The sequence below is a fragment of the Aquimarina sp. genome (genome assembly GCF_977115655.1).
This window is the reverse complement of record NZ_CDSBKO010000114.1, coordinates 1-7,559: the sequence shown is the minus strand read 5'-3', so window position 1 is coordinate 7,559 and position 7,559 is coordinate 1. Positions and strand designations below refer to the sequence as shown.

The window sequence follows — 7,559 nt, the reverse complement described above, 5'->3', positions numbered from 1 at the left end:
AGAAAATTATCAACCAAATATTTGTTTTTAAGCACAGTTCATCCCGTTGAAGAACGGGACTGGAATCTATTTTTTAATCAAAAAAAGAGGTAAAACCTATGTGAATTTAACTTTTCATCTTTAAAGTGAAAATAGTTTTTAAATGTGTTTACCCTGGCCTGCCCTTTGACTCCATTTAGGGCAAACCAATGGCACAAATTTCTTTTTAAACCCTTTTTCTTAAGAAAAACTTTTTAATTCTCTATACGGATTCCCGTAACCGCACTCCTAAAAAGTAGCAGTACTTTAGGGTTTTGAAAATTTAAAAGGGTACTGTGTTTTTAATGATAGAGAGATAGGAGTGCCTTGGTAACTATATACAATTGTTGTACACAATACTGAACCAACTTTATGACAAACATTAAACTTCCCGGATTAAAGAAAATATATTGGCAGAAAGTTGGGACAAAAAATATTTCCAAACAACTATTAGAACCAAGTTCAAAATTAGAATACAACTTTGTTTCTTCACATAGAAGCTATGCACTAATTGAAAATAGTGGAATTCAATATTGTTTGTGTAGCAATCCAGACACAATGCCTGACGGTTTTGATTACGTTCTACTAACTAATAAAAAAGCAACCGAAGAAAGATTAGAAAACAATGAGATAAAATTCAAAAAATGGATTAAGCATCCTAAAATCAAAGAGTTTACTACTGATGAAATAATTGAATCTTGGAAAGGAAATTTTTCTTTTATTGAAGAAGACTTGCAAGAAGGAATAAACGGTTTAAGAGAACCACAAATTGCAGCCTTGTATTCTATTTTAAGCCACTTAAAAATTTCAGATGAAATAGGTACAGTTGTTATGCCAACAGGAACAGGTAAAACTGAAACTATGCTAACAACTCTGATAGCTAATAGGTGCGAAAAGATAATTATCACAGTACCTTCTGATGCCTTAAGAACTCAAATCTTCAACAAATTTTATACTTTAGGATTACTTAAAAAATTTGGAATCGTAAATGAAAATGCTTTGAATCCAAGAGTTGGAATTTTACAGCAAAATTTTACAGAATCAGAAGAACTATTGGAGTTTATTAACGAATGTAACGTTGTAGTTACTACAATGAGTATTCTTTCAAAAAACTCAAATGAACAACTTTCGTTAATATCAGAAAATTTTTCTCATTTATTCATAGATGAAGCACACCATTCAGAAGCTCGTTCTTGGAATAGAGTAAGACTATTTTTCATTGAATCTAAAATTTTACAATTTACAGCGACACCGTTCCGAAACGATAGAAAAAAGGTGGACGGTAAGATAATATTTAACTTTTCTCTCAAAAAAGCTCAAGAACAAGGGTATTTCAAACGAATTAATTTTCTTCCAATCAGAGAATATGATTTTAAAAAAGGAGATAAAATAATCGCAGATAAAGCGGTAGAGAAATTAAGAGAAGATATTGCTTCAGGTTACAATCATATTTTAATGGCTCGATGCGAAAACAAAAGCAGAGCAAAAGAAATATTTGAAATTTACGAAGAGTTTAAGGATTTAAACCCTATTATGGTTCATTCCTCAATTGCTAACAAAAAAGAAATTTTAGAGTCTATTGTCAATTGCGAACATAAAATTATTGTTGCAGTAAATATGTTAGGAGAAGGTTTTGATTTACCGCAACTCAAAATAGCAGCATTTCACGATATTAGAAAGAGTTTACCAATCACACTTCAATTTGCTGGTAGATTTACAAGAACATCTCACGATGACGAATTGGGCAACGCCACTTTTATTGCGAATTTAGCGGATTCAAACGTTGAGAATGAGTTAAGCGAACTTTATGCACAAGATTCAGACTGGAATTCGCTATTATCAACATTAAGTTCTGATGAAATTGAAGAACAAATAGATTTTAATGAATTCATAGATGGCTTTCAGTATTTAGAAAGTTCAAAAATTCCGTTTCAAAATATACGGTTTGCTTTAAGCACAGTAGTTTATAAAAACAACTTTGACAAAGATGACCCAAATATTAATTTTAATGAAACCTATAATCTAAAGAAATTTAAAAAAGGAATCAAAGGATATGATGATTTGGAATATAAGTTTTCTGACTACAATGATTCCGCTAAAACATTGGTCTTGATTACCGCAGGAAAAAGCGAGGTTGAATGGGTAAACTATAAAGAAGTTTTTGGTTTAAATTGGCAGTTAACAGTTCTCTACTATGATACAGATAGCAATCTTTTATTTATTCACAGTTCTGAAAAATCAAGTCTATATGAAGATTTAGCTAATGCGGTTTTGTATGATAAAGCCATAATGATTAATCAATTAAATGTATTCAAAAGTTTTTATGATATAAAGAGGGTCTCACTTCAAAACGTTGGGTTAAAGGAATTTTTAAACAGAAAAATTCGATTTACAATGAGAGTTGGAACGGATATAGAAGAAGCTTTGTCAATCGCAGAACAACAAAGAGGACAAAAAGCTTTCGTTTTTGGTTCAGGTTACGATGAAGGAGATAAAATAACTTTGGGCTGTTCTTACAAAGGACGTATTTGGAGTTATTTAAGAAATGATTTAAGAGGTTTCATTAAATGGTGTAATAAACTTGGTCAAAAACTAATCGATGAAACAATTGACCCAAACCAAGTTTTAAAAGAAACTTTGATTCCTCAAATTGTAAGTGAGATTCCAAAAATTTACCCAACTCATATTGATTGGAATGACAATTTTTACGACAACTCTGGATCAAGAGTTTCCTTTGTTATCGAAAACCAAGAATTCAGTTTAACATATTGTTCAATTGAACTACTGAACGCAAATGCAAACGGAGAAATAAGCTTTGAAATTAATACACCAACAAATTCTATTAAATTTAAAAAAGAGCTATTTGAAGAAACAATTGGAGAAAATCAAGTGGCAAATTTTAGAATTGTAAAAACCTCTGCCAATAATGGAGAAATAATAATTGGCACTAAAAAGTTATACCTAACCGAGTATTTAAATGCTTATCCACCAATAGTTTGGTTTGCAGATGGTTCAAGATTAGAAGGCAATGAATATGTTGAATTAAAACAAATAATTTTACCATACCCAACAGAGAACCTAATTGCTTGGGATTGGTCTAATGTTGATTTAAGTAAAGAAGCACAAGGAGTAGTTCCTTTACGAACAGATTCAATACAATATGTTACAATTCAAAAGCTTATTGCAGAAGACTATGACATAATTTATGATGATGACTATTCAGGAGAAATTGCAGATATAATAACTATCAAAGAATTTGATAAAAGAATTGATATTCAGTTCTATCATCTAAAATTTGCAAAAGACGGTAACGTAAACACAAGGATAGATAACTTTTATGAAGTTTGTGGTCAAGCACAAAAATCCATTCATTGGAAACATAAAAAAGGAACAGAGTTTTTTGAACATTTACTAAAAAGAAAAACCAAAGTCAGAACAGGAAACGAAAGAAGTAGAATTGAAAAAGGAACTACGGAGGATTTGGAAAGACTATTGACTATTGCCAAAAATAAAAAACCAATGAACTTTGATGTTTTTATAGTGCAACCAAGTTTGTCCAAACAAAACGTATCAGAAAACATTATGACATTACTCGGAGTAACTGAAAACTATCTTAAAGAAGTTGGGAATATTGATTTAAAAGTCATAGTAAATGAGTAAACAAGACAATCCAGTGGGTGAGAATCCCACCAGAGTAATTGGCTGTTCACTCAGAAGAAAAGTATACAGTTGTTCCCGTGAGGGATCTGCTGAAGCTATGTTCTTTCAAATAATCAAGCCGTAATGCGCTAGCGAGGGATCTTTAGCAGATATAATAGACTAGAGCTATCAGGCTCTACTCTACTGTGCAAGCTGAAAAAACATCGTGCATTAATTAAAATATTGAATAAAAAACCTACGGAATGGTCTGAATTAATGTATTTTGTGAATCGGATTTATAAATATTTTTTCGGAGTTATTAACATCCTATCCGCATAAGTGCGGTTAGCATATAAAAGTTATCAACAAAATTTGCATTAATGAAAGATTTAACTTCTTCAAATATAGACAGACAAAACATATTAAATAATCCTCTGGTATTAAGCAATCTAAGAGATTACTTGGGCGTTCCTGGAATGCTATTTCAAGAAGAATACAAATACACTAGGCAACAAATATCTGAATTTTATCAAATAGATATAGCAACAATTGACAGATATCTTGAGAATTTTGAAAACGAACTAAAGCACAATGGATATATTGTCTTGAAAGGCAAAAACCTTAAAGAATTTAAAACTGATTTTGGTCATATCATAAATATTTCAAGTAAAACATCACAATTAGGAGTATTTAATTTTAGGTCATTTTTGAACTTGGGAATGCTATTGGTTGAAAGTGAAATGGCAAAAGCATTAAGAAGTAAAATTCTTGACATTGTGATTGATACTTTGAATGAAAAAGCTGGGGGTTCTACAAAGTACATAAACCAAAGAGACGAAGACTTTTTAAATGCTATTCTAAAAGAGCCACACTATAGGAAAGAATTCACTCAAGCTTTGAACACATATTTAGATTTAGGAAATTTTAAATACGCTATTTACACGAGTAAAATTTATGAATGTATTTTCAAAGAAAATGCTGTAGAATACAAAAAAATACTCAATCTAAGTGAGAAGGAGAATGCTAGAGATACAATGTATTCAGAAGTTTTAAAACTTATAGCCTCTTTTGAGACAGGTCTTGCTCACGAAATGAAAGAGAAATATAATTCTCTTGGTAGAAAACTAACAAAATCAGAGATGGACTTACTTCTATTTCAGTTTTCAGAACACCCATTATTCAAGCCCTTAATTGAAGATGCCAGAATAAAGATGGCTAGTCGAGATTATGGGTTTAGAAAAGTCTTTCACGATAGTTTAAAAAACTATATAAATACTGTATCGCAATCTGATTTTGAGAGATTCTTAGGAGATAAGAGTAAAGCTTTAGAAGAAAGAATCGACGAAAACATAGATGTCTTTAAACGTCTTAAAAATCGATAGTATGGCATTTATATATTTCGATTTTGATTACGCAGTTAAAGAGCACGATTATATAATCGAACATTCTGGTGGTATGACTGGCGCAAAGGATTTAGGATTGCTTCACGCTACATTAGATTTTGTTCAGGACGACAATTATTATCCGGAATTGGAGGACAAAGTTGCTTATCTGTTTTATTCCATAAATAAGAATCACGCTTTTAATGACGGAAATAAAAGGTCCTCGATTGCACTAAGTGCATATTTTTTGGAAATAAATGGACTAGACCATCTTGTGTCTAAATTCATTTTGTCAACTGAAAATGTTGCTGTGGATGTTGCCGATAATATAATAGACAGAGACTTGCTTAAAGAAATCATTGCTTCTATTATTTACGAAGAAGATTTCAGCTACGAATTAAAACTGAAAATCATAGAGGCTAAAACAAGAGAATAGAGCAAAGCCTGCACATAATGATTAAGTATATGGCGTGCCGATAGACCAGCGCTATATGCCTTGTTGAGGGATCCGGAATTTGCAAATAAGGAGGAATCGAGAAGTTGGCAAGAGCCTTAAAAAAGAATAAATACCTACACGCAATACCAAGTATGTGATTATAGCCGTTAAGTCATAACCCTAAGATTATAGCTAAATTAATATGAAATCTGTATAGGTTAATGAACGCTAAAGTAACATTTTGCTCTGCTGTGACATTAACTTATAATGATGTAAATAATTAGATCACCTTAAAACGAAGTTCAAAATATGGGAATGATTGGAAATATGATAAGAGTATCTGAGGAAGAATTAAAAACTTTTTTAAATGCCCCTGAAACTCTTGAAAACAAAATAAACGCAGAAAACACGTATATAGCAGAATGGTTTCTGGATTTGGATAAATCTTGGGACGGAATTAATTATATCTTAACTGGAGAAATTATTGGAGGACTTGAAAACGAACCTAATAAATTAGAAAGAGCACTTTTTAGTTTTCAAATTATTGACGAAGAACAAGATTTAGGTTATGGACCAGCTCAATATTTAACTTCTACTCAAGTGAAAGAAACATTTTGTGAACTAGAAAAAATAACGGACGAAATCTTAAAAAGTAAAATAAATGGTTCTGAGATGAACGAAATTGGAATCTACCCAGAAATTTGGACAGAATTAGGATCCTATGAGTTTTTAATGGAAAGTTTTAGAGAATTTAAAGAGTTTTATAAAAAAGCAGTTGAAAACAACCAAGCAATTGTATCTTATATATGTTAAATGGAAACAACATCAGTAACTTTTAAACAAGCCCATACTTTTTTTAATAAAAACTAAAAAGCCTGTAAAAGCAATAAAAGTATATGTGCATAATTGTATCAATTAATAGTAGGTGTATTAAAAATTGCTAGATCTTTAGATAGATCAGAGTATAAAGGATACGTATTCTTTGTTTTATTATTAGGTACAATTTAAACAAACCCCAATTTGAATATAAAAAATATGACAAGAGAAGAACATTTAAAATTTTGTAAAACATGCGTAAATAGAAAAGCGGACTTTAAAATCGGTCTAATATGTGGATTGACAGATAAAATCGCTGATTTTGAAGAAGAATGTCAATACTATGAAAAAGATATGACTCCGCCGCCTCCAAAAAAAAATAATCTAAATTTTGACCTTAAGGAATTCACTCAAAAATTTACTCCTGAAAATTTAAAAAAACTATCATTAGGGGGGATAGTTATTATTATAACATTAATCATCTATTATTTCTTTGGAGTTACGAGACAAACTTTAGGAGGAATAGTCTCTTTCATTATAATTATTGCTGGATGGCAATTTTTTTACTCGATAGTAAAAAATATTTTCTTTAATAAATCAAGTAATATCAAAATACTCTTGCTCTTTAGTTTAGTCAGTACTGTATTAACGGTTACGGTATTTGATAATATAGTATATGGAGATGATATAAATTCAATATTAGCAAATTTAGATGACAAATCTCCTAAAACTAAGACCGTAATTTTAGAAAAAGAATTTAGAGATACTTATAGGTATAAAAGAAAGGAAATTGAAGCTAAATGGATTTATGAATATGAAATAAATATTGGCAATGAAATTATTAAATGTCGATTCGCTACACAAAAAGATATTTATAAAATAGGAGATTCTATACTAGTTGCATACGATACTAAAACTCCAAAAATTAGCAAAATATTAATGAAGATAAACTAATAGTAATGACGTTGCCAGAATTATTAAAAATTTATCGAGGAATTGATATTGAATTTAACCTAGATTATGAATGTCATTAAGTTAAGAATTTAAACTATTGATTTAAAATTTGTTAATGGAGGATTCCGTTCTTCAACGGAATGACAAAACAACCAAAACACAATGCTTTCTGCTTGTCTTTCCAGCGTAGGCTGGAATCCATGATGGAAGTAAAGCAGTATTTTGCTTTTACAGATGTTTAATCCTCAAAAAGATACAACTTAACTTAACGACATTGCCCAGATTATGCAATAGAACTTCGTTATGAAGCTTTG

The 7,559-nt window shown here is 30.5% G+C and carries 5 protein-coding genes; all 5 read left to right on the top strand.

The genetic code is table 11. The features are described 5' to 3' along the window. The first annotated feature begins 390 nt into the window (after nucleotides 1-390). The 5 genes from ACZIYX_RS23330 to ACZIYX_RS23310 all read left to right on the top strand — a co-directional run bounded on the left by ACZIYX_RS23330 (nucleotide 391) and on the right by ACZIYX_RS23310 (nucleotide 7,245). Nucleotides 391-3,678, top strand: coding sequence for a DEAD/DEAH box helicase (locus tag ACZIYX_RS23330; protein ID WP_462684675.1), 3,288 nt, complete (start codon nucleotides 391-393; stop codon nucleotides 3,676-3,678). Between the two features lie 359 nt (nucleotides 3,679-4,037). Beyond that, nucleotides 4,038-5,039 (top strand): DNA-binding protein, encoded by a 1,002-nt coding sequence (locus ACZIYX_RS23325; RefSeq protein WP_462684674.1) that lies wholly within the window; start codon nucleotides 4,038-4,040, stop codon nucleotides 5,037-5,039. Beyond that, the gene (locus tag ACZIYX_RS23320; protein WP_462684673.1) at nucleotides 5,011-5,475 is read left to right on the top strand and encodes a type II toxin-antitoxin system death-on-curing family toxin; all 465 of its coding nucleotides are present in this window, start codon (nucleotides 5,011-5,013) and stop codon (nucleotides 5,473-5,475) included. The genes ACZIYX_RS23325 and ACZIYX_RS23320 overlap by 29 nt, the downstream gene beginning before the upstream one ends. A gap of 309 nt (nucleotides 5,476-5,784) precedes the next feature. Continuing rightward, entirely contained in the window at nucleotides 5,785-6,288 is a 504-nt protein-coding gene (locus ACZIYX_RS23315) for a YfbM family protein (RefSeq protein ID WP_462684672.1), read from the top strand. Between the two features lie 222 nt (nucleotides 6,289-6,510). After that, the gene (locus ACZIYX_RS23310; protein WP_462684671.1) at nucleotides 6,511-7,245 is read left to right on the top strand and encodes a hypothetical protein; all 735 of its coding nucleotides are present in this window, start codon (nucleotides 6,511-6,513) and stop codon (nucleotides 7,243-7,245) included. Nucleotides 7,246-7,559: the final 314 nt, after the last annotated feature.

Coding starts and splice junctions, on each gene's coding strand:
- ACZIYX_RS23330 (WP_462684675.1), top strand. CDS start 391: ATGACAAACATTAAACTTCCCGGATTAAAGAAAATATATTGGCAGAAA.
- ACZIYX_RS23325 (WP_462684674.1), top strand. CDS start 4,038: ATGAAAGATTTAACTTCTTCAAATATAGACAGACAAAACATATTAAAT.
- ACZIYX_RS23320 (WP_462684673.1), top strand. CDS start 5,011: ATGTCTTTAAACGTCTTAAAAATCGATAGTATGGCATTTATATATTTC.
- ACZIYX_RS23315 (WP_462684672.1), top strand. CDS start 5,785: ATGGGAATGATTGGAAATATGATAAGAGTATCTGAGGAAGAATTAAAA.
- ACZIYX_RS23310 (WP_462684671.1), top strand. CDS start 6,511: ATGACAAGAGAAGAACATTTAAAATTTTGTAAAACATGCGTAAATAGA.